Annotated in this window: 18 protein-coding genes; 3 read left to right on the top strand and 15 right to left on the bottom strand. The window is 45.8% G+C overall.

Annotated features, from left to right (window positions below; all coding sequences use genetic code 11):
• Positions 1-134 precede the first annotated feature (134 nt).
• The 13 genes from lpxA to rpsB form a co-directional block, all read right to left on the bottom strand.
• Positions 135-905 (bottom strand): acyl-ACP--UDP-N-acetylglucosamine O-acyltransferase, encoded by a 771-nt coding sequence (gene lpxA / locus L5L97_RS02065; protein WP_263160663.1) that lies wholly within the window; start codon positions 903-905, stop codon positions 135-137.
• Positions 902-1,366: a 3-hydroxyacyl-ACP dehydratase FabZ gene (gene fabZ, locus L5L97_RS02060; RefSeq protein ID WP_006080990.1), complete on the bottom strand. Its 465-nt coding sequence runs from the start codon at positions 1,364-1,366 to the stop codon at positions 902-904. Before fabZ ends, lpxA begins: the two co-directional genes overlap by 4 nt.
• A gap of 31 nt (positions 1,367-1,397) precedes the next feature.
• The gene (gene lpxD / locus L5L97_RS02055; protein ID WP_105249717.1) at positions 1,398-2,423 is read right to left on the bottom strand and encodes a UDP-3-O-(3-hydroxymyristoyl)glucosamine N-acyltransferase; all 1,026 of its coding nucleotides are present in this window, start codon (positions 2,421-2,423) and stop codon (positions 1,398-1,400) included.
• 3 nt (positions 2,424-2,426) lie between these two features.
• Entirely contained in the window at positions 2,427-2,924 is a 498-nt protein-coding gene (locus tag L5L97_RS02050; RefSeq protein ID WP_028760600.1) for an OmpH family outer membrane protein, read from the bottom strand.
• A 64-nt stretch (positions 2,925-2,988) separates the two neighbouring features.
• On the bottom strand, positions 2,989-5,472 hold the full coding sequence (gene bamA / locus L5L97_RS02045) for an outer membrane protein assembly factor BamA (protein WP_263180972.1): 2,484 nt from the start codon (positions 5,470-5,472) through the stop codon (positions 2,989-2,991).
• Between the two features lie 31 nt (positions 5,473-5,503).
• The gene (gene rseP / locus L5L97_RS02040) at positions 5,504-6,874 is read right to left on the bottom strand and encodes a sigma E protease regulator RseP (protein ID WP_263180971.1); all 1,371 of its coding nucleotides are present in this window, start codon (positions 6,872-6,874) and stop codon (positions 5,504-5,506) included.
• Between the two features lie 39 nt (positions 6,875-6,913).
• On the bottom strand, positions 6,914-8,104 hold the full coding sequence (gene ispC / locus L5L97_RS02035; protein ID WP_263180970.1) for a 1-deoxy-D-xylulose-5-phosphate reductoisomerase: 1,191 nt from the start codon (positions 8,102-8,104) through the stop codon (positions 6,914-6,916).
• 4 nt (positions 8,105-8,108) lie between these two features.
• The gene (locus L5L97_RS02030) at positions 8,109-8,966 is read right to left on the bottom strand and encodes a phosphatidate cytidylyltransferase (protein ID WP_263180969.1); all 858 of its coding nucleotides are present in this window, start codon (positions 8,964-8,966) and stop codon (positions 8,109-8,111) included.
• Between the two features lie 20 nt (positions 8,967-8,986).
• On the bottom strand, positions 8,987-9,814 hold the full coding sequence (locus L5L97_RS02025; RefSeq protein WP_028760605.1) for an isoprenyl transferase: 828 nt from the start codon (positions 9,812-9,814) through the stop codon (positions 8,987-8,989).
• 81 nt (positions 9,815-9,895) lie between these two features.
• Complete coding sequence (gene frr, locus L5L97_RS02020; RefSeq protein WP_012088724.1) at positions 9,896-10,453, bottom strand: ribosome recycling factor; 558 nt, start codon at positions 10,451-10,453, stop codon at positions 9,896-9,898.
• 21 nt (positions 10,454-10,474) lie between these two features.
• On the bottom strand, positions 10,475-11,212 hold the full coding sequence (gene pyrH / locus L5L97_RS02015; protein WP_006080981.1) for a UMP kinase: 738 nt from the start codon (positions 11,210-11,212) through the stop codon (positions 10,475-10,477).
• Between the two features lie 68 nt (positions 11,213-11,280).
• A complete protein-coding gene (gene tsf / locus L5L97_RS02010; protein ID WP_028760606.1) occupies positions 11,281-12,132 on the bottom strand; it encodes a translation elongation factor Ts in 852 nt (283 codons plus the stop codon).
• Positions 12,133-12,252: 120 nt separating this feature from the next.
• Positions 12,253-12,981, bottom strand: a complete 729-nt coding sequence (rpsB, locus tag L5L97_RS02005; RefSeq protein WP_028760607.1) for a 30S ribosomal protein S2 — start codon at positions 12,979-12,981, stop codon at positions 12,253-12,255.
• Positions 12,982-13,264: 283 nt separating this feature from the next.
• Between rpsB and map the strand changes: the two genes are divergently transcribed.
• The 3 genes from map to dapD are packed head-to-tail and all read left to right on the top strand — an operon-like array spanning position 13,265 to position 17,560.
• On the top strand, positions 13,265-14,095 hold the full coding sequence (map, locus tag L5L97_RS02000) for a type I methionyl aminopeptidase (protein ID WP_226058787.1): 831 nt from the start codon (positions 13,265-13,267) through the stop codon (positions 14,093-14,095).
• A gap of 33 nt (positions 14,096-14,128) precedes the next feature.
• The gene (glnD, locus tag L5L97_RS01995) at positions 14,129-16,714 is read left to right on the top strand and encodes a bifunctional uridylyltransferase/uridylyl-removing protein GlnD (RefSeq protein ID WP_168823186.1); all 2,586 of its coding nucleotides are present in this window, start codon (positions 14,129-14,131) and stop codon (positions 16,712-16,714) included.
• A gap of 21 nt (positions 16,715-16,735) precedes the next feature.
• Entirely contained in the window at positions 16,736-17,560 is an 825-nt protein-coding gene (gene dapD, locus L5L97_RS01990) for a 2,3,4,5-tetrahydropyridine-2,6-dicarboxylate N-succinyltransferase (protein WP_263179488.1), read from the top strand.
• Between the two features lie 133 nt (positions 17,561-17,693).
• Here dapD and L5L97_RS01985 read toward each other — a convergent pair whose 3' ends face one another.
• Positions 17,694-19,625 carry an HD domain-containing phosphohydrolase gene (locus L5L97_RS01985; protein WP_198573605.1) on the bottom strand — a complete coding sequence of 644 codons (1,932 nt, stop codon included), beginning with the start codon at positions 19,623-19,625 and terminating at the stop codon, positions 17,694-17,696.
• Positions 19,626-19,797: 172 nt separating this feature from the next.
• The gene (purU, locus tag L5L97_RS01980) at positions 19,798-20,664 is read right to left on the bottom strand and encodes a formyltetrahydrofolate deformylase (protein ID WP_113938988.1); all 867 of its coding nucleotides are present in this window, start codon (positions 20,662-20,664) and stop codon (positions 19,798-19,800) included.
• Positions 20,665-20,701: the final 37 nt, after the last annotated feature.

The raw sequence follows: 20,701 nt of genomic DNA, 5'->3' as shown, positions 1-20,701 counted from the left end.
GACTAAGCTCATTTATGGTCGAATGTATTGATGAATAAACGCATTTTTAACGACTACGTCTACCACAAAAAAGGCTTAAACCAATAATACAAAAGGGCATAAAAATGCCCTTTTGTTGTCATGTGGTCATCAAGTTAGCGAATAATGCCGCGACTCGATGACTTTACAAACTCAAGCAGTAATTTGACTTGCTCATCGTTCTGCGCATCTTCAGCTAATGCTTCAATCGCTTCTTCTACCGTTAAACTACTACGATATAAGGTTTTATAAGCACGACGCACGGCTAACTGGCTTTCTTTAGAAAAACCGCGACGCTTCATACCCTCGCTGTTTAAGCCGCGAGGCACCGTCGGTTGACCCGCTGCCATCACAAAGGGAGGTACATCCTGCAGTACTAAAGAACAACCAGCAGTAAATGCATGGGCACCAATATGCACAAACTGATGCACACCTGTCATACCGCCTAAAATCGCCCAGTCACCGACGTGCACGTGACCTGCAATAGATGCATTATTTGCCATGATGACATTATCGCCGACCACACAGTCATGGGCGATATGCACATAGTTCATAAACAGGTTATTCGACCCAATACGGGTTTCACTGTTATCTTGAACTGTACCGCGGTGAATGGTCACGTTTTCACGGATGACGTTATTGTCACCAATAATCAGTCGTGTCAGCTCGCCAGCGTACTTTTTATCTTGGCATTCTTCACCAACGGAGGCGAATTGAAAAATACGATTCCCTTTGCCGATAATCGTTGGGCCTTTGACCACCACATGGGAACTCAACCAACAATCATCACCAATTTCGACGCCCGCACCGATATAGGTCCAAGGGCCAATAGTGACGTTATTGCCAATTTTTGCATCGGGATGCACAAACGCTAATGTATCTATCACTGACTAATCTCTCTGCGGGCACACATGATTTCAGCGGAACAAACCACTTCACCATCCACTTTGGCCTCACCGTAGAAAACGCCAATCCCGCGGCGCTCTTTAATCATTTTGACATCAAAATGAATTTGATCTCCTGGCTCAACCACACGTCTAAAACGCGCATTATCAATACCAGCAAAGTAATACAACACACCTGGTGGTGGTACATCACTACTCATCGTTTTAAATGCTAACAGGCCAGTTGCCTGTGCCATCGCTTCTAAAATAAGCACACCTGGCATCACAGGTTGTATCGGGAAATGTCCCTGAAAAAATGGCTCATTTATTGAAACGTTTTTGATCGCCTGCAGACTAACACCAGGAGTGTAATCAAGCACACGATCGATCAATAGGAATGGATATCTATGGGGTAGATATTTAAGTATTTCTTTAATATCCATAGTGTTCATTTGATTAGACACGAACCGAGTTCCTCAAATTGCCTTGGGGCAATTAATCTGGTGTTTTTAAATTTTTTTCCAACGTTTTAACACGCTGGAACAGTTCATCTAACTGACGGAAACGAACTGTATTTTTACGCCAAAGTTTATTGTCCATTGCCACCGTGGCAGAAGAGTATAAGCCAGGCTCACGCATATTAGTGGTGATATTGGTAGCACCAGACACATGCACACCATCGGCTATGCTCAAATGACCTGCGATGGCACAGCTACCGCCAATAATACAATATTTACCAATAGTGACACTGCCAGCAACAGTAGTACTGCCTGCAATAGCAGTATTTTCGCCGATTATATCGTTATGGGCAATTTGCACTTGGTTATCAATAATCACACCGTCGTGGATCTCTGTATGGCCTAATGCCCCACGATCTACCGTTGAATTAGCACCAATCTCAACCCGATCGCCAATACGCACGCCACCTGTCTGCGGAATTTTAATCCACTGACCACGTTCGTTAGCATAACCAAAACCATCTGAGCCTAATACGGCACCCGAATGGATAATACAATCCTGTCCTAAATGCACATCGTGATAGACGGTGACATTAGCCCACAAACGTGTTTTTGAGCCAATAACCACATCTTGTCCCAGCACAACACCGGCACCAATCTGCACATTTTCACCTAAAATGACGTTCGCACCAATCACAGCATTCGCGCCAATAGCGACACCTTCCCCTAAATGGGCTGAAGGATCAATTTGTGCCGAAGGATGGATACCCACCGCCGCTTTGGGTGTCGTGTCCAAATACTGAGCAACACGAGCAAAACCGACATATGGATCTTTTACAATTAACGCAGTACCTTGATAATCCTGCGCATCTTTAGCTGACAATAACACCGCACTCGCTTGAGTTGCCTCAAGCTGAGAGCGATATTTACTGTTGGCTAAAAAAGAGATCTGACCCGCCTTGGCATTTTCTAAGGTCGCCACACTATTAATAATTAGCGTTTCGTCGCCTTGGATATCACCGTCTAATAACAGGCATAGCTCTTTTAAAGTCACACTATTCATCTATTACTTGCCTTTGCTTAAGGCTTCAACCACTTTGCCACTGATGTCAGCGTTAGGCTTAACATAAATGACAGCACCACGTTGTAATACCAAATCATATTGGTCTTTTTCAGCGATAGTGTTGATGGCTTTTTGCACTTTAACTAACAGTTTATTTTGCTCTTCACCTTGGCGACGACGTAGGTCTTCATCCAATGCTTTGCCTTTTAACTGATATTCAGATTTTAGCGATTCCATTTTACGAACCAGCTCAGTTTTTTGTGCATCGTTCATTAATGCACCATCACGTTGCTGTTTCTCCATCAGAGAACGCATTTCTTCTTGCATTTTTTGGACATCAGCTACGCGATCACCAAACTCTTTCTTCAGAGATTGAGAGATCTGTTCACGTTGTGGGAGCTGTTCAAACACAGCGCCCATATCCACTACGGCAATTTTCTCAGCATGTGCCACTAACGGCGCGCCTAACAAAACTAACGTCATCAGCGCACAATTTACCATCTTGTTCAAAATAAACTCCTTGTTACCTTGTTATTGTCAGCAAAACTTGCCGAGTGTATGCCTTTTAAAAAGTTTTGCCAATATTGAAAGAGAAGATCTCCGTTTGGTCACCTTCATATTCTTTAAGCGGCCACGCCAAGCTGAACACCATAGGTCCCATAGGTGATAACCATTGCACACTCAGGCCCCAAGAGGCGCGCAGGCGTGCTGGATCACTAAAGTCCTGTAACTTAGCAAACTCTTCCGCAGGCAAACTATTTCGATAAAAATCATAGTCAAACTCAGTATCCCAGACGTTACCCGCATCGACGAAGAAGCTAGTACGAACTGAGTTAGTGTAAGCCTCATCCAAGAATGGGGTTGGTACAATCAACTCCATACTTGCCGTTGCAAGAGCATTACCACCGATAGAGCGGCCAGAACTGACTTGAATGCTATCTGGATCCGGTTGAGGGAAGTTACAACCATCACCCGATGAGTCGAAGCAAGGTTCGCTACCACTATACATATAGAAGGAGCGAGGACCGACCGAGTTTGACTTAAAGCCACGTAGCGAGCTACTACCACCTGAGTAATAGTTTTCCCAGAAAGGCAAAATTTGGTCATTATCATTAAATTGACCATAACCGTTACCATAACCTAATCGACCACGGGCCAAGAGCACAACGCTCTGACTGCGGTTAACAGGGAAATAGTAGTTAGTATCAAAGTCTGTCTTAAAATACTGTAAGTCAGACCCTGGCGAAGTCATTTTGCCGTTCAGACGCTGAGAAGAGCCATCTGTTGGGAAAGTGCCACGGTTCAAGGTACTACGATACCAGCCCAGGCTGAGTTCGAAGTTATCAAAACTTAAGTCGGCATTCGGATCATCATCACGATAGATGTTATAGAAACGACGTGCCTGCTCATAGGCAGAAATTTCAGAAATCGTGTTGTGACGATAGCCAATACCACCATTGATACGGTTGTATTCGTTAATCGGGAAACCCGAGTTAAGCGCCACACCATACGAACTGTTTTTATAGCGTTCTAAGTTAGCTTCATTGGCGTCAAACTCACTCCAATAAACGCTCCCGCCTAAACTTACACCGTCTTTTGTCCAGTACGGATCGGTATAGGATAAGTTAACGTTTTTAGAGTACTTGTTGGTGCTCAAGCTAATACCCGCTTGATTACCTGTCCCTAAGAAGTTGTTTTGCTGTACGCCAAACTGCAAGCTCAGACCTGATTCAGTACCATAACCGACACCCGCGTTGAATGAGCCCGACGGCTGCTCTTTCACTTTAACCGCAACATCGACTAAATCATCGGTACCTGGCACTTGAATGGTTTCAGTGTCAACGGTTTCGAAGAAGCCTAAACGGTTAAGACGCGCTTTAGATTGCTCAACTTGCGCAGAGTTTAACCAAGCCCCTTCCATCTGACGCAGCTCACGGCGCATCACTTCATCTTTAGTCACTGTGTTACCAGTGAAGTTAATCGCCCGTACGTAAACACGTTTACCCGGTTTAACATTGATGTTTAAGGTGACTTCTTTAGTCTTATCATCAATTTCAGGGTAGGTTTTCACTTCAGGGTAAGCATAACCGAAGCGGCCTAAATACTTGCTGTACATTTCTTCGGTGAAAGTCACATCACCGCCGTTGTACATATCACCCGCTTTGATTGGCAGAATTGATTTCATCAACTCTTCACGGCCCATCAAATCACCCGTCAGGTTTACTTCTTTAACTTTATACTTCTCACCTTCATCTACGTTGATGGTGATATATAAACCTTTACGGTCAGGCGTCATGGCCACTTGAGTCGAGGTGACTTCGAAGCGGATATAACCTTTATTGTGATAATAGGTTTTGATGGTCTCGAGATCGGCCTGCAGTTTTTGCTTCTGATAACGACGCTCACCAAACAGATCCCACCAAGCCACATAATCTTTAAGTTCCAACATGCCGATCAGTTCAGCATCGGTGAACTCTTTGTTACCGACCACGTTAATTTGGCGGATTTCGGCCGCTAAACCTTCGGTAAACTTAAATTTCAGCTCAACCCGATTACGGGGTAAGTTAATCACTTGGGCTTCCACTTTCGCGCCGTATTTACCCACGCCGTAGTAGAAATCCTGCAGACCCTTTTCAATACCGGTCAACATAGTACGATCGAGCGACTCACCGACTTTAACGCCAGAACCGTCCAGACTTTCCTGTAACTGTTCGTCTTTAATGTCTTTGTTGCCATCGAATGTCACGGCACTAATAGTTGGACGTTCAGTGACTTTCACCACTAATACACCGCCATCTCGGCTCACGGAGACATTTTCAAAGTTAGTCGATGCATACAAGCTTTTAATCGCTTGCTGGATTCTTAACTGGTCAACAGTGTCACCTACTTTTACTGGTAAGCTTAACAAGGCAGCACCGAGTGCAACTCGTTGCAAACCTTCAACTTGGATGTCGGTCACTTCAAACGGTTGGAAAGTATCTGCCAACACAGTCCCTGAAAACGACGCACCGACGAATAACATCGAGGCAAAAAGTTTATTCAATCTCATAGAGCACTTCTAATTATTAGTCTGTCCTTGCTCAGAGTCGGGCAAAATCATTGAAAAGCGCAACGCTCATCAACATCAGCAGTATTGCTGCCCCAAATCTGAATCCTATTTCCTGCACCTTTTCAGGTACAGGTTTACCAGTTATTACTTCAATAAAGTAATACAGCAGGTGTCCCCCATCGAGCACAGGTAAAGGCAGCAAGTTAATGATGCCTAAATTGACGCTGATGAGCGCGAGGAACCCGAGAAAATAGACCAAGCCATAGTTTGCACTACTGCCCGCACCCTGTGCGATCGAAATGGGTCCACTCAGGTTTTTCACCGACACATCGCCGGTAAATAATTTGCCAATCATCTTAAAGCTCACAGCAACAAGTTGCCATGTTTTATCCGCTGCTATACCGAAAGAATCGATTGGTCCATATTCAAGTTGTAAACGCATATTGTCTGGCCATTGTGCTTGGGTTGGGCTCACCCCGATCATACCTATCTCTTGGCCATCGGCATTTTTACTGCTTAAGGGTGTCACTGCCACATTAAACTGTTCGCCATTGCGACGCACAGTTAAACTCACAGGCACATTGGCAGAATGTTGAATAATGTCAACAAAAGCCTGCCAATCGGTATAATTTTTACCATTTATTGCGACTAAGGTGTCACCGACTTTTAGCTCACTATTCGCAGCGGCACTGTCAGGACTAATCGCAGCAATGGTGGGGACGATTTCGGGACGATAAATCCCTAACCCTAATGCCGTAATCGGGGATTCTTTTTCAGGATCAAAACGCCAATTACGCGTATCTAAGGTGTAAGACCGCGCACTAGAGTCTAAACCTTGCAAACCATTCAATGGCGTTAGCGATACACTCAGACTTTCATCACCTATGTGGCCGACTAAAGCTAAATTCACTTCTTCCCAGTTACGCACAGCCTGACCGGAAATGGTCGTTATTTGCATTGGCTCTGTGATTTGAATTTGCGCAGCAGCAGTCCCGGGTGTCGTCGAGGTGATCACAGGCTTAAGTGATGGCACACCAATCAGATACATAAAATACAGGGCAACGATGGCAAAAATAAAGTTAGCAATTGGACCTGCGGCAACAATCGCAATACGTTGCCATACGGTTTTACGATTGAACGCTTGATCTTTTAATTCATCGGGAACGTCTTCAACACGCTCATCGAGCATTTTGACATAGCCGCCAAGGGGGATCATGGCTAACACATATTCAGTGCCGTCTTTACCAACACGGCGCCAAATAGCCTTACCAAAACCAATGGAGAAACGTTCGACTTTCACGCCACAACGTCGCGCGATATAGAAATGGCCGTATTCGTGGGCAGTAATTAACAGACCCAGTGCAACGATGAAAGAACCTAAGTTCCATAAAAAATCTAACATCCCACTCCTTACGTTATAAATTTAATCACTCAGCTATTGCTAAGCGATGCTTGCTAATGTCTCACGCGCATAGACGCGGGTTTGCGCATCTAAGGCTAAAATATCTTCTATGCTGCCCATAGGACGTTTAGGCACAGTGACTAAACAAGCTTCATTCACTTTTGCAATTTGCGTAAAACCAATTTTCCCCTGCAAAAATGCTTCAACAGCGACCTCATTGGCAGCATTTAATACGGTTGTTGCCTCTTGGCCTTGGGCACACGCCTCCATAGCCAAAGCCAAACAGGGGAAACGTTCAAAATCAGGTTCATAAAAGCTTAACTGTCCGACTTTGAAAAAATCTAAAGGTTCAACGCCCGAATGAATTCTTTGCGGATAAGCCATGCAATGGGCAATCGGTGTGCGCATATCAGGGTTACCCATTTGGGCGATAACCGAACCATCACGGTACTGCACCATAGAGTGGATCACGCTTTGCGGATGAATAACCACTTTAAGTTGCTCAGCCTGAGTATTAAACAACCACCGCGCCTCAATGAACTCTAAACCCTTATTCATCATAGTGGCGGAGTCAACAGAGATTTTAGGTCCCATGGACCAATTAGGGTGTTTACAGGCTTGGGCAGGCGTCATGGCCGCAAGTGTCGCAAGTTCCGACCGCAGGAAAGGTCCGCCTGAACCGGTTAACAAAATATGGGATATACCCGATGCAGCTAAATCGCAACGGCCGAGGTTAGCCTGCACTTCTAGGGGTAAACATTGAAAGATAGCATTATGCTCACTGTCCACGGGCAAGAGCACAGCACCAGAGCGCTTAGTCGCCTCAATAAACAACTCACCCGACATGACTAAAGCTTCTTTATTGGCCAGTAATACTCGCTTTCCCGCCTTCACGGCTTCAAGGGTTGGTACTAGCCCTGCCGCCCCGACAATCGCAGCCATTACAGTATCCACTTCGGCAGCCGTCACTAAACCGAGTAAATCGTTCATGCCAGTAGTGACTTGGATATTGAGCGCAGCGGGTAAAACGGCGCGTAATTGTTTCGCAGCCTCTTCATCCACCATATGCGCGACTTTCGGTTTATGGGCTACACACAAAGCCAGCATCTTATCAACGCTCGCATTGGCCACCAATCCATAGATGCTATAAGCCAATGGATTAGCCGAAATCACGCTTAAGGTACTAGCACCAATTGAACCGGTAGCACCCAAAATCACCATATTTTGCATAGCGTTACATCCAGAATGCAATGTAGATCAGGGTAAACACCGGCAAGGCTGCAGTCAGGCTGTCGATGCGGTCGAGCACGCCGCCGTGACCGGGCAAAATAGTGCCAGAATCTTTAATACAGGCCGCACGCTTAAACATACTCTCAGATAAATCGCCCAGCGCCGACACTAAAGCAACAAATAAGGTCACTGCCACAACTAAACCCAGTTCTTGCTCTGGTGAATAATACATAACACCGGCAACCACGAGCATAGTCGTCACTAAACCACCAAGTAGGCCTTCCAAGGTTTTAGCAGGGCTCACTGCAGGCATCAGTTTCGTTTTACCTATCGCTTTACCGACGAAGTAAGCCCCAGAATCAGCGGCCCACACAATCAACATCACTAACAGTACTAATACTGGGCCGTAATAGGGTGAAGTTTGTGAGCTAATGGATTTGAGTGCGATAAGAGCAACAAAGCAAGGCACTAAGGTTAACTGTCCAAACATGGACTTAAACATAGGATTCTTTTGCCAGAACTTAGCGCTTTTAGGATAAGTTACCACTAATAATAGTGATGCTAACCACCAGAGTGCACCAATATAGAGAATGGCCAAATAGATAGGATGTAACTGATGGCTTAACCAAACTGCATCGATTGGCACAATAAGATTAATTGCCACCAATAAGATACCAACTGTGAAGGTAAAGCTCCACTGAGTGACATCACACTGATTATCGATAATTCTTCCCCATTCCTTTGCTGCAATAAGGAAGACGGCAACTAAGGCCCAGGCGAAGTAGCTGGCAGGGAGCAAAAATATCGCCCCTAAAACTAATGGAACTAACCAAGTTGCTGTTATTATTCGTTGTTTTAGCAAAAAAAATCCCTCATGAGGTTTTACAATGCACGCATCTCATCAATCTGACTTCCAGTCAGACCAAAACGGCGCTGGCGACTTGCAAAAATGGCTATCGCTTCATGAAAAGCCTGTTCATCGAAATCAGGCCAAAGGGTGTCGGTAAACACCAATTCTGCATAGGCCGCCTGCCACAGCACAAAATTGCTGATGCGACAGTCCCCGCCCGTGCGGATCATTAAATCAACTTCACTCTGATTTTGCATGCACAAATGTGCACTTAAGGCTTCTTCGGTGAACTGACTGCTGGTCATTTCGCCAGTTTCGACCTTTTCCGCTAATTTTTGTGCTGCTTGAAGTATGTCCCAACGGCCACCATAGTTAGCCGCAACATTCAGAACCAAGCCAGTATTGCGAGATGTCTTCTCTTGGGCAGCAGCAATTTGCTTCTGTAATCGCGCCGAAAAGCGGCTGATATCGCCAATAATGTTGAGCTTAACCTGATTCTTATCCAGCAATTTAATTTCGCGCTGTAATACGGTAAAAAACAACTCCATCAGCAAGCTGACTTCTTTATCGGGTCTACGCCAATTCTCGCTAGAAAATGCGAATAAGGTTAGCGATTCAATGCCTAATTGGCTTGCCGTGCTTACGGCTCTTCTAACGGCCTTAACACCAGCCTTATGTCCCATCACTCGTGGTTTACCTTGGGTTTGTGCCCAACGCCCATTGCCATCCATGATAATAGCAACATGCTTAGGTAACGACTGTTTCACGAGTTCGGGTAATTGTCCCGGCAAGGTCGTTTGAGTGTATAAATCACTCTCACTCGTCCTAGGGTGCGGATCAAGTTCCACTGTGGATGACATCTAATACAGCCCTTTAAAATAGACAAACGCCGTGTAGTATACCCCTACACGGCGCATCAACTCTAGCTTATCGAACTGAGATTAGACTTCCATCAACTCAATTTCTTTGGCCGCTAAAATCTCATCGACCTTTTTAATGTGAGCATCGGTGAACTTTTGCACTTCTTCTTCACTGCGACGCACATCATCTTCAGTACAAGCTTTAGCTTTTTCAAGCTTTTTCACTTCAGAAATCGCATCACGACGCACGTTACGGATAGCAATACGACCGTTTTCAGCTTCGTTACGCACCACTTTGATGAAGTCTTTACGACGTTCTTCAGTCAACGCGGGTAATGGAATACGTAATGTCGCGCCAGCTGACATAGGGTTCAGACCTAAATCAGAGCTCATAATAGCCTTCTCAACGGCTTGGATAGCACTACGGTCAAACACAGTCACAGACAGAGTGCGTGAATCTTCAACACCCACGTTAGCCACTTGGTTTAGTGGCGTCATAGTGCCGTAGTAAGAGACTTGAATGGAATCCAGCAGGCTTGGGTGGGCACGACCGGTACGCACTTTTGCCATTTGGTTTTTAGTCGCGTCAACGCATTTACCCATACGCTCTTGCGCATCTTTCTTAATGTTCTCAATCACGTTAAATGTCCTTCTTGGTCATTAAATAACTTTTTTCGCTCTGATCAGCGTGCCTTCTTCTTCACCCATGATAACGCGGCGTAGAGCGCCAGGCTTATTCATGTTGAAGACTAAAATAGGCATGTCGTGATCACGCGCCATAGTAAAGGCGGCTAAGTCCATTACTTTTAATTCTTTTTCCAGAATTTCCGCATAAGTCACTTCATCATACTTAACGGCGTCTGGGTTCTTCATTGGATCTTCGGAGTATACACCGTCGACTTTAGTGCCTTTCAATACGACTTCAGCTTCGATTTCAATGCCGCGTAAACAGGCCGCAGAATCGGTCGTGCAGAAAGGATTACCTGTACCGGCAGCAAAAATAACCACTCGGCCAGATTTTAGCAAGCTGATCGCTTCAGCCCAATTGTAATCATCACACACACCCTTTAACGGGATAGCTGACATCAGACGAGCATTAACATAGGCACGGTGCAGGGCGTCTCGCATTGCCAAGCCGTTCATAACCGTTGCCAGCATACCCATGTGATCGCCCACCACACGGTTCATGCCTGCTTTTGCTAGGCCTTCACCGCGAAACAGATTACCACCACCAATAACCACACCCACCTGAATACCCAGCTCAACCAGCTCTTTCACTTCCTGAGCCATGCGATCTAATACTTTAGGGTCGATGCCGAAGCCTTCGTCACCCATCAGTGCTTCGCCACTTAATTTAAGAAGAATGCGTCTAAATGCGGGTTTTGGATTGGTGCTCATAATTTTTATCCTGGTCATAACAAGACCGCAGCTATTGCCGCGGTCTTGGGGGTATTTAGCGTTGGCGATTAAGCCTTTTTAGAAGCAGCGATTTGAGCAGCAACTTCAGCCGCGAAATCTTCTTCTTTCTTCTCAATACCTTCACCCACTTCTAAACGAATGAAGTTAGTGACTTTAGCGCCTTTCTCTTTCAGAATTTCGCCAACAGTTTTCTTTGGTTCCATGATGTAAGCTTGACCAGTCAAAGAAATCTCACCGGTGAACTTCTTCATACGACCAAGAACCATCTTCTCAGCGATCTCTGCCGATTTGCCTTCGTTCATTGACATTTCGATTTGCAGAGCTTGTTCTCTTGCAACGATTTCTGCAGGAACATCTTCTGGGTTCACGTATTCAGGCTTAGAAGCAGCAACGTGCATTGCGATGTGCTTTAAGGTTTCTTCGTCAGCTTCACCGGCAACAACAACGCCAATGCGCTCACCGTGACGGTATGAAGATAGGTTTGCACCATCGATGTACTCAACACGACGAATGTTGATGTTTTCACCGATTTTAGTTACCAATGCAACGCGTGCATCTTCAAACTGTGCTTTTAAATCTTCAAGAGTCACTTTAGATGCAGCAGCGGCATCTAATACTGCGTTCGCGAATGCTAAGAAGTTTGAATCTTTAGCAACGAAGTCAGTTTGACAGTTAACTTCTAATAGCGCAGCGAAACCTTCGCCATTCTTGATCAGAATTGTACCGTCAGCAGCGATGTTACCCGCTTTTTTAGCCGCTTTAGCAGCGCCAGACTTACGCATGTTGTCAATTGCTAACTCCATGTCGCCGTTAGCTTCTGTCAGAGCGTTTTTACAATCCATCATGCCTGCGCCAGTACGGTCGCGCAGTTCTTTAACTTGGGCAGCAGTAATTGCCATTGTTAAATCCTCTATAAAAAATCGACTAATTTGCAGATATAAAACAGGGGCCGAATGGCCCCTGTTAACCAATCAAAAATCTTGGTTAATAAGGGTGATGATAATCATCCCGCCTTATTATTATTCGGCTTCTACGAAACCGTCTTGCTCAGCTTGAACAGCCAAATCTTGACCACGGCCAGCTTTTGCAGCAGCAGCAACAGAAGAAGTGTACAGGCGGATAGCACGCATAGCGTCGTCGTTACCAGGAACGATGTAGTTAACACCATCTGGCGCAGAGTTAGTATCAACAACTGCAACAACAGGGATACCCAGGTTGTTAGCTTCTTTAATAGCGATATGCTCATGGTCAGCACCAATGACGAATAATACGTCTGGCAGGCCGCCCATGTTTTTAATACCACCTAAAGATTTTTCCAGCTTTTCAAGCTCACGAGTACGCATCAGCGCTTCTTTCTTGGTCAGCTTGTCGAAAGTACCGTCTACTGATTGGCTTTCCAGTTCTTTCAGACGTTTGATTGACTGACGAACGGTTTTCCAGTTAGTCAGCATACCGCCTAACCAGCGGTGATCAACATAGTACTGGTCACAAGACAGAGCAGCTTCTTTGATCGCTTCGCCAGCAGCACGTTTAGTACCAACGAATAATACTTTACCTTTCTTTGAAGCTACGTTGCTGATGAAAGCTAGCGCTTCATTGAACATTGGCACAGTATGCTCAAGGTTGATGATGTGAACACCGTTGCGAGCACCGAAAATGAATGGCTTCATTTTTGGGTTCCAGTAACGGGTTTGGTGACCGAAGTGGACACCGGCCTGAAGCATATCGCGCATTGAAACTGTAGTCATTTCTATTACCTTAAAATTTAGGGGGTTAGACCTCCACGTATCCCATGTCTTCGACCCCTGATATAACAACTGAGGGCACCCCGAAGAATGTGTCGACACGTGTGTGATTTAGTATTTAGACAAATAGCCATGTATAATGGCCGCCATCTTTAGTCTTGCAAGTATCAAAGCAGCGCAAAAGCTGGCTTGGACAATTCATCAAGACTTAAACATAACGGCGCGCTTTATACCATAAATAGCCCTAAAGCACAAATTTTTGCATTAGGTTGCGTGGCCAACAGACATTAAAGACACAAGAGAAAACGCAATGAGTATAGTCATCAAGACCGCTGAAGAAATTGAAAAAATGCGTGCTGCGGGCAAACTAGCCGCACAGGTATTAGAAATGATCGCGCCGCATGTTAAACCGGGCGTGACCACCAATGAGCTCAATGACCTCTGCGCCAAATATACCGAAGAGCAAGGTGCGATTTCGGCGCCGCTTAACTACCATGGTTTTCCTAAATCCATTTGTACTTCTGTAAACCATGTGATTTGCCACGGCATTCCAAACGACAACCCACCATTGAAAGAAGGCGATATCCTCAATATCGACATCACAGTGATTAAAGACGGTTATCATGGCGATACCTCGATGATGTTTTTAATCGGTGAAGTGAGCGCGAAGGACAAACGTCTGTGCCGCATCGCGCAAGAAAGCCTGTATTTAGCTATTCGTAAGGTTCGTCCAGGTTTAAAACTGGGTGAAATTGGCAATACTATCGAAAAATTCATCAAAGCCAGCAAAACAGGGCTTGAGAAATATTCCATCGTGCAAGATTATTGTGGCCACGGTATTGGCTCGGGTTTCCATGAGGAACCTCAGGTCATGCACTACCGTAACGGCGATAACACAGTATTACGCCCAGGCATGTGTTTCACCATTGAACCTATGATCAATGCTGGTCGCCACACGACCATACTCGATCGCGATGATAAGTGGACGGTAACGACCTCCGATGGTAAAAATTCAGCCCAGTGGGAACATACCTTACTGGTGACTGAAAAAGGGGTTGAAGTACTTACCCTGCGTGAGGATGAGGATTTCCCACGTATCATCAATCACGAGCGATAGGCCACACTAACAAGCATAAAAACAAGGGACTCGATGAATATAGCTCTGCTCGCTAAACAATCATTAATCGAACAGAATCAGATTCTTTTGGCCAGTTTTAAGGCTAAAACCCCGATTGAAGAGCTCGTCACTCAGCGCTGTCAATTTGTCGATGCCCTTGTCAAGCAAGCTTGGGAACAGCACGGTCTAAGGGAATATGATATTGCCCTGATTGCCGTGGGCGGCTATGGCCGTGGGGAGCTGCATCCCCACTCGGATGTCGACTTGCTGTTCCTGTTTAATGATATCTTGTCACCCGCCGCCGAAGCAGCACTCAGTCAGTTTATTGCCTTTCTGTGGGATGCCAATCTGGAAATCGGCCACAGTGTCCGTACGTTAAACGACACGATTATCCTCGGCCGTGAAGACATCACCATAGCCACCAATCTGTTAGAGGCACGATTGCTCGAAGGGCCCGAATTTTTATTCGATCAACTTTATGATGCGATTCGTCAAAGTGACTTTTGGACTTCAAGCGATTTTTTTATCGCAAAACGGGATGAGCAAAATGCCCGCCATGCCAGAGCCAGTGCCTTCGATTTAGAACCCAATATCAAGAGTTGTCCCGGTGGTCTTAGGGATATTCAAACCATTGCTTGGGTAGCCATGCGTCACTTTGGCGCCGCTCGCCTCGAAGAATTAGTCCAATACGACTTTTTAGAGCCCGGTGAATTAGAAGAGCTGCTCGAATGTCAGCACTTTTTGTGGAAGTTACGCTTTGCTCTGCATATGGTGGTCGGTCGCGATGAAAATCGCTTGCTCTTTGATGTACAACGCCAAGTTGCCGAGCTTATGGGGTATGAAGACGCCACCCAGCTTGCTGTTGAGCAAATGATGAAACGTTACTATCGCACGGTACGTCGAGTGATGGAGCTAAACGAAATGTTGCTGCAGCTGTTTAAACGGGCAACACTGGGGCATACAAAAGCTTTAGAAATTCAATCGATAGATAAACACTACCAGCGCCGCGGCACTTTTATTGAAGCGCTAAGCGATGATCTTTTCGATAGCGGCGAAGAAATTGTCCGGCTGTTTTTGTTGGTCGCTAAAAACTCCAACATCAAAGGTATCTACGCACCAACGCTGCGTTCGCTGCGCCGAGCAAGACGCGCCCAGCCGCAAGCCTTACAAGAAAACCCGCTTTGTCGCCAAGCCTTTATGGAAATTCTGCGCCACCCTCGCGGCATTGTTGCTTTGTCTTTAATGCATAAACACGGTGTGTTATCGGCCTATCTACCCGCATGGCGAAATATTGAAGGCCAGATGCAGTTCGACCTGTTCCACGCCTATACAGTCGATGAACACACCCACAGATTACTGCTCAATATCGAGCGTTTTTCCCAAGCCGAACAAAAGGAAGAATTTCCCTTAGGCTCGATTCTGATCAACCAACTGCCGAAAAAGGGCTTACTGGTATTAGGCGCTATCTTCCACGATATCGCCAAAGGCCGCGGTGGCGATCACAGTAAACTAGGCTCAAGCGATGCCCTCGCCTTTTGTAAGCTGCACGGGTTAAACGATCACGATGGCCGTCTAGTCGCTTGGCTGGTTGAGAATCATCTAGTGATGTCTGTCACCGCCCAGCGCCGTGATATTTCCGATCCCGATGTGGTGGCCGACTTTGCCAATAAAGTCCGCGATGCCGTGCATTTAAGCTATCTGTACTGCTTAACCGTCGCCGATATCTGCGCCACCAACGAAAAAACCTGGAACAACTGGAAAGGCTCACTGCTGCGCGATTTGTACTTTTCGACCCAAAGGGTGCTCGCCCGCGGTAAAGAAAAACCCGTCGATATTCGTGCCAGAGTGCGTGAATACCAAGCTAAGGCGAAAAAAGAGCTGCTGCGCCGCGGATTGAAAGAGAAAGATCTCGATGCCCTGTGGCAACGTTTTAAGGCAGATTACTTTTTACGCCATCAGCCAAATCAAGTCGCGTGGCACGCCGAAGCAATTTTAAAGCACAAACAACAGGATGAGCCTTTAGTCTTAGTGTCCAAACACACCACCCGTGGTGGTACTGAGCTATTTGTCTATTGCCAAGACAGACCTAAATTGTTCGCAACTGTGATGGCGGTACTCGACAATAAAAATATCAACGTCCATGATGCCAACATCATGACGTCAAAAGACAATTATGCCCTCGATACCTTTGTGATCTTAGAGCAGGATGGTGAGCCCGTTAGCCAGCTTTCACGCATCCAAAGTATCCGTAAGGCGCTTGAGAAAGCCCTGTCGAGCGACAGTCCAAAACTGCCGCGCTTTAGAAAACTATCGCGCAAGATGAAACCTTTTAATGTGCCGACACAAGTGAGTTTCCTCGAAAGCAGTCGTCATGGTACAAGTATGATGGAGCTTATCGCCTTAGATTCTCCAGGATTACTGGCAAAAGTCGGGGATATCTTTTACCGTTGCAACACAACATTACTTGCGGCCAAAATCACCACCATTGGTGAGCGAGCCGAAGACTTTTTTATGCTGCAGACCAATGACGGCTTGCAACTTAACGAAACCCAAGAGAATACCCTCAGGGACGCTTTAATCAGTGCCCTGAGTGCAAAGAATATCGAATCAGTTAATTAACGAGACCAGTGGGAGAAGTAAATGGAGGCTTTACGCCAACGTATTGAGGCGGCTTTTGAAGCGCGCGCCGACATCACACCAAGCACAGTTGACGCCGGTGTGCGTGACGATGTGCAAAATGTCATCAATATGCTCGACAAAGGTGAAGTCCGTGTCGCCGAGAAAATCGACGGACAATGGCATGTGCACCAATGGCTGAAAAAGGCGGTATTACTGTCCTTCCGTATTTTCGATAACGTGGTTATCGATGGCGCCGAAACCAAATACTTCGACAAAGTGCCGTTAAAATTTGCCGAATATGATGAAGCCCGCTTTAAAGCGGAAGCCATTCGTGTAGTGCCTTCGGCGACAGTACGTAAAGGCTCATTCATAGGTAAAAATACCGTGTTGATGCCATCCTATGTGAACTTAGGTGCCTATGTTGATGAAGGCACTATGGTTGACACTTGGGCGACCGTTGGCTCATGTGCACAAATCGGTAAAAATGTGCATTTATCTGGCGGTGTAGGTATTGGTGGCGTACTTGAGCCATTGCAAGCGGGCCCAACCATCATCGAAGATAACTGCTTTATCGGTGCGCGTTCTGAGATTGTTGAAGGCGTCGTGGTTGAAGAAGGCTCAGTGATTTCCATGGGTGTGTATATCGGCCAAAGTACTCGAATTTATGATCGCGAAACCGGCGAAGTGCATTACGGTCGTGTACCAGCAGGCTCTGTTGTTGTTTCTGGCAACTTACCATCAGCCTGTGGCAAGTACAGCCTCTATGCCGCTATTATCGTTAAGAAAGTCGATGCAAAAACCCGTAGTAAAGTGGGTATCAACGAATTACTGCGTATTGTTGATTAACAGTCACAGCATTTGTTCGATAACATGAGTTCCATAAAAAGATGCCTAAGGGCATCTTTTTTATTGTCGGTAAAATTTAGCCTACGATTGAGCGATCACTGCCCAGCTTTATAATAACTGTTTAATAAAGTACTTAAATCAAACGCTCTACTTCACGGAATGCATTTCTCGTCATGGCAATAGCCCGCCAGCCGATAATCCCCAATGGCTGCTGCGCTTTGTTCACCACCACAAGATATTCTGAGTCTAGTAAATTCAACTGCAGTAATGCATCTTCCGATGTGGCCACCTCACTGATAATAGGCACTGAATGCTCCATGATCTGATGGGCTTTTTTATGTAAAGATGCCCTATCCAGTTCACGCTCAGCCGCAGTGCCAAGTAATGGGCTAAACCAATGTTCCAGTAAGCGACTCGTGATCACCCCTAGTATCTTATGTTGCTCATCCAATACCACGGCCACCTTAGCATGGGCAGTCGTAAGTAAACGCTTAATATCAACTAACTCATGGTCGAGTGAAATAGTGACTAAAGGTTCAAGCGGCGCAGCACCGATATGATCGCTAATACTCAACTCTCGATTAATCAAAATCGCTAAACAAGTTTCGACTATCTCAGGGTCAAAAAGTGTCCCTTTACCCGCACGCAGCACTTCAGTCATTTTCTCCAGCCCTAACGATGGGCGATAAGGCCTGTGGGACAATATCGAATCGGCAACATCGGCGACAGCAATAATTTTCGCCTCATATAAAATCGCCTTATCCTTTAAGCCCGCGGGATAACCTGAGCCATCGAGCCGCTCATGATGCTGTAAAATCATCTCTTTAATGGGCCAAGGAAACTCCACATCCTCAATAATTTCAGCACCATGTAATGGGTGAGTCTGAATTAATGCGTATTCTTCTTTTGAAAGTTTTGACGGTTTTGTCAAGATCTGCGATGGAATCGCTAACTTGCCGATATCATGGACTAAGGCACCAATCTTCAGCCCTTCTAAACGCAGCGGGTCTAAACCTAATTTCTCACCAATCAAATAACTTAATTGCGCCACCGACTTTTGATGCCCTGCGGTATAGGCATCTTTCAGTTCTAATGCCTCAGAAATAGCACTAATAAGCTGTGTTAACGATTGAGATAATTGCTCTTTTTGCGCTTTAATGATTTTGGACTGGCGGGATACCGCGCGCAATGTGCGTGGTAGTTCAATGCTGTGCCATAAAATGCTGGCAAAAGTCAGTAATGATCTCGCATCATTACGACTATAAGGCTCGTTACGGTCGACCACGCACAGCATGCCCACTAAGCGACTGCGAAATAAAATCGGCACCGCCAAGTAACGCCCTCCAAGTAGCAGTTTATCTAAGGGCAAATCCCCTAAGCGCCTTTGGGAGTCGGTTTGATTTTGGATGATCGGCTTATAATCTCGCACACATTCGAGCCATACGCGGCTTTCAAGTTCTGACACTTGGGTATTATCTTCAACAAAATCGGCTTGATTAGCCTCTGCGTGGGGATACTCAGAACGCGCGGCGAGTGTGAGTGTTTTTAACTTTTCGTTATGCAACAGAATAAAGCCATATCGACTGCCAGTGAGTGACATCGCCTTAGAAACTGCGACTTTAAATACTTCTTCTTGGGAGGATTTAATCACATCTTCAATGTGTTGCAGCCAAGCATCGCTGGCTTGAATCGCTCGACGATAATCCGAGTGCAACTCCTTCATCTGCGGATCTTCAAAATTGATGTCGGATAGAATCAAATACCATCCCATTTCAGGCAAAGAATGCAGCGCGAGATGCACACGTATGCCGCGATGATCTTGTAATTGAAAACCTATTTCTTGGCCGCGTCGCCTCACAATATCGGCGCATAGTTCAGCATTAAAAGCACTAAACAATTGGCTAATGGGTTGATTAATGATTTGCGCCGCAGAGCGTTTACAACGGCAGTAAAAGGCTTGGCTCATCCGTAGCACACAAAACTGCTCATCTAGCTGTGCCCAAGATAAATTCAAACTATCGGGCAAGTCTTTCATTCCAACGATAAGGCTTTGACGAGTTGACATCCAGCACTCCGACCTGTAATTCGAGCATGGGCAATACACTATACCGCTATGTTCACCCCAATGTGAGCACTATAAAATCTCCAATAAACATAATGATAGCTGATTTCATGACAGACGCGGGTTAAAATAAACGCCGCTGAATGTCATGCCATTGCCACAACTCACCTACATCTTAGAAAACGATCGTTTTATTGCCGTACACGACCACTTGTTCGTTGAGCACTAATTGCAGCGCTTTACTCAATACACTCTTTTCAACATCGCGCCCAGCACGTGCCATTTCTAAGGCGCTATAACTGTGGTCGACGGGAATCACGTCTTGCTTGATGATCGGCCCTTCATCGAGGCAATTATTCACAAAATGCGCCGTCGCACCGATAATTTTCACCCCGCGCTCCCAAGCCTGACGATAGGGTGCTGCGCCGATAAAGGCAGGTAAAAAAGAATGGTGAATGTTGATGATGCGATTAGGATATTGCGCCACAAAATCTGGAGTTAGCACCCGCATGTACTTAGCCAACACCAGATAATCTGGCTCATATTGCGATACCGCGGCCAACAGTACTTGCTCGTGTTGAATTCGGTCCAAGCCTTCGTGGCTCACCAGATGAAAGGGGATGTTAAACTTCTCTGCCAATTCACGTAGTGCATCATGGTTACCCACCACAGCGGCAATCTCGACACTTAAACCACCGTAATAGGCTTTCATTAACAAATCGCCTAAACAGTGCGCTTCCTTTGTGACTAACACCACAATACGTTTTTTACCTGCGCTAACTAACGTCATATGATTTTGCGTAGGCAGTACGTCACGCAGATCCTGCAATAACTGTTCGCTGTTAAAAATGCCCTCTAACTCAGTTCGCATAAAGAAACGCCCTTGGGCATTATCCACAAACTCACTGTTTTTGATGATATTCAGTTTATGAGTAAAACAAACACTGGTGATTTTAGCGATGAGGCCTTGGGCATCAGCGCAATCCGTCAGTAAGATTTTACGCTCTATGGATGGCGAAGTATTACCGCGAGTTTCAGTCATTTGTTGCAAAGTTGGCTCTCCTATATTGTCCCTACAT

The organism is Shewanella sp. SM71 (genome assembly GCF_025653905.1).
GTDB lineage: Bacteria > Pseudomonadota > Gammaproteobacteria > Enterobacterales > Shewanellaceae > Shewanella > Shewanella oncorhynchi.
Note: the sequence above shows the minus strand (reverse complement) of the source record. Positions and strands in the feature narration are given on the sequence as shown.

What these genes read in the sequence shown, in the direction of transcription:
- L5L97_RS01985 (WP_198573605.1), bottom strand. Translation starts at nt 19,625, where the DNA reads ATGTCAACTCGTCAAAGCCTTATCGTTGGAATGAAAGACTTGCCCGAT.
- bamA (WP_263180972.1), bottom strand. Translation starts at nt 5,472, where the DNA reads ATGAGATTGAATAAACTTTTTGCCTCGATGTTATTCGTCGGTGCGTCG.
- dapD (WP_263179488.1), top strand. Translation starts at nt 16,736, where the DNA reads ATGGAGGCTTTACGCCAACGTATTGAGGCGGCTTTTGAAGCGCGCGCC.
- rseP (WP_263180971.1), bottom strand. Translation starts at nt 6,874, where the DNA reads ATGTTAGATTTTTTATGGAACTTAGGTTCTTTCATCGTTGCACTGGGT.
- L5L97_RS02050 (WP_028760600.1), bottom strand. Translation starts at nt 2,924, where the DNA reads ATGGTAAATTGTGCGCTGATGACGTTAGTTTTGTTAGGCGCGCCGTTA.
- tsf (WP_028760606.1), bottom strand. Translation starts at nt 12,132, where the DNA reads ATGGCAATTACTGCTGCCCAAGTTAAAGAACTGCGCGACCGTACTGGC.
- ispC (WP_263180970.1), bottom strand. Translation starts at nt 8,104, where the DNA reads ATGCAAAATATGGTGATTTTGGGTGCTACCGGTTCAATTGGTGCTAGT.
- L5L97_RS02025 (WP_028760605.1), bottom strand. Translation starts at nt 9,814, where the DNA reads ATGTCATCCACAGTGGAACTTGATCCGCACCCTAGGACGAGTGAGAGT.
- rpsB (WP_028760607.1), bottom strand. Translation starts at nt 12,981, where the DNA reads ATGACTACAGTTTCAATGCGCGATATGCTTCAGGCCGGTGTCCACTTC.
- lpxD (WP_105249717.1), bottom strand. Translation starts at nt 2,423, where the DNA reads ATGAATAGTGTGACTTTAAAAGAGCTATGCCTGTTATTAGACGGTGAT.
- glnD (WP_168823186.1), top strand. Translation starts at nt 14,129, where the DNA reads ATGAATATAGCTCTGCTCGCTAAACAATCATTAATCGAACAGAATCAG.
- pyrH (WP_006080981.1), bottom strand. Translation starts at nt 11,212, where the DNA reads ATGAGCACCAATCCAAAACCCGCATTTAGACGCATTCTTCTTAAATTA.
- purU (WP_113938988.1), bottom strand. Translation starts at nt 20,664, where the DNA reads ATGACTGAAACTCGCGGTAATACTTCGCCATCCATAGAGCGTAAAATC.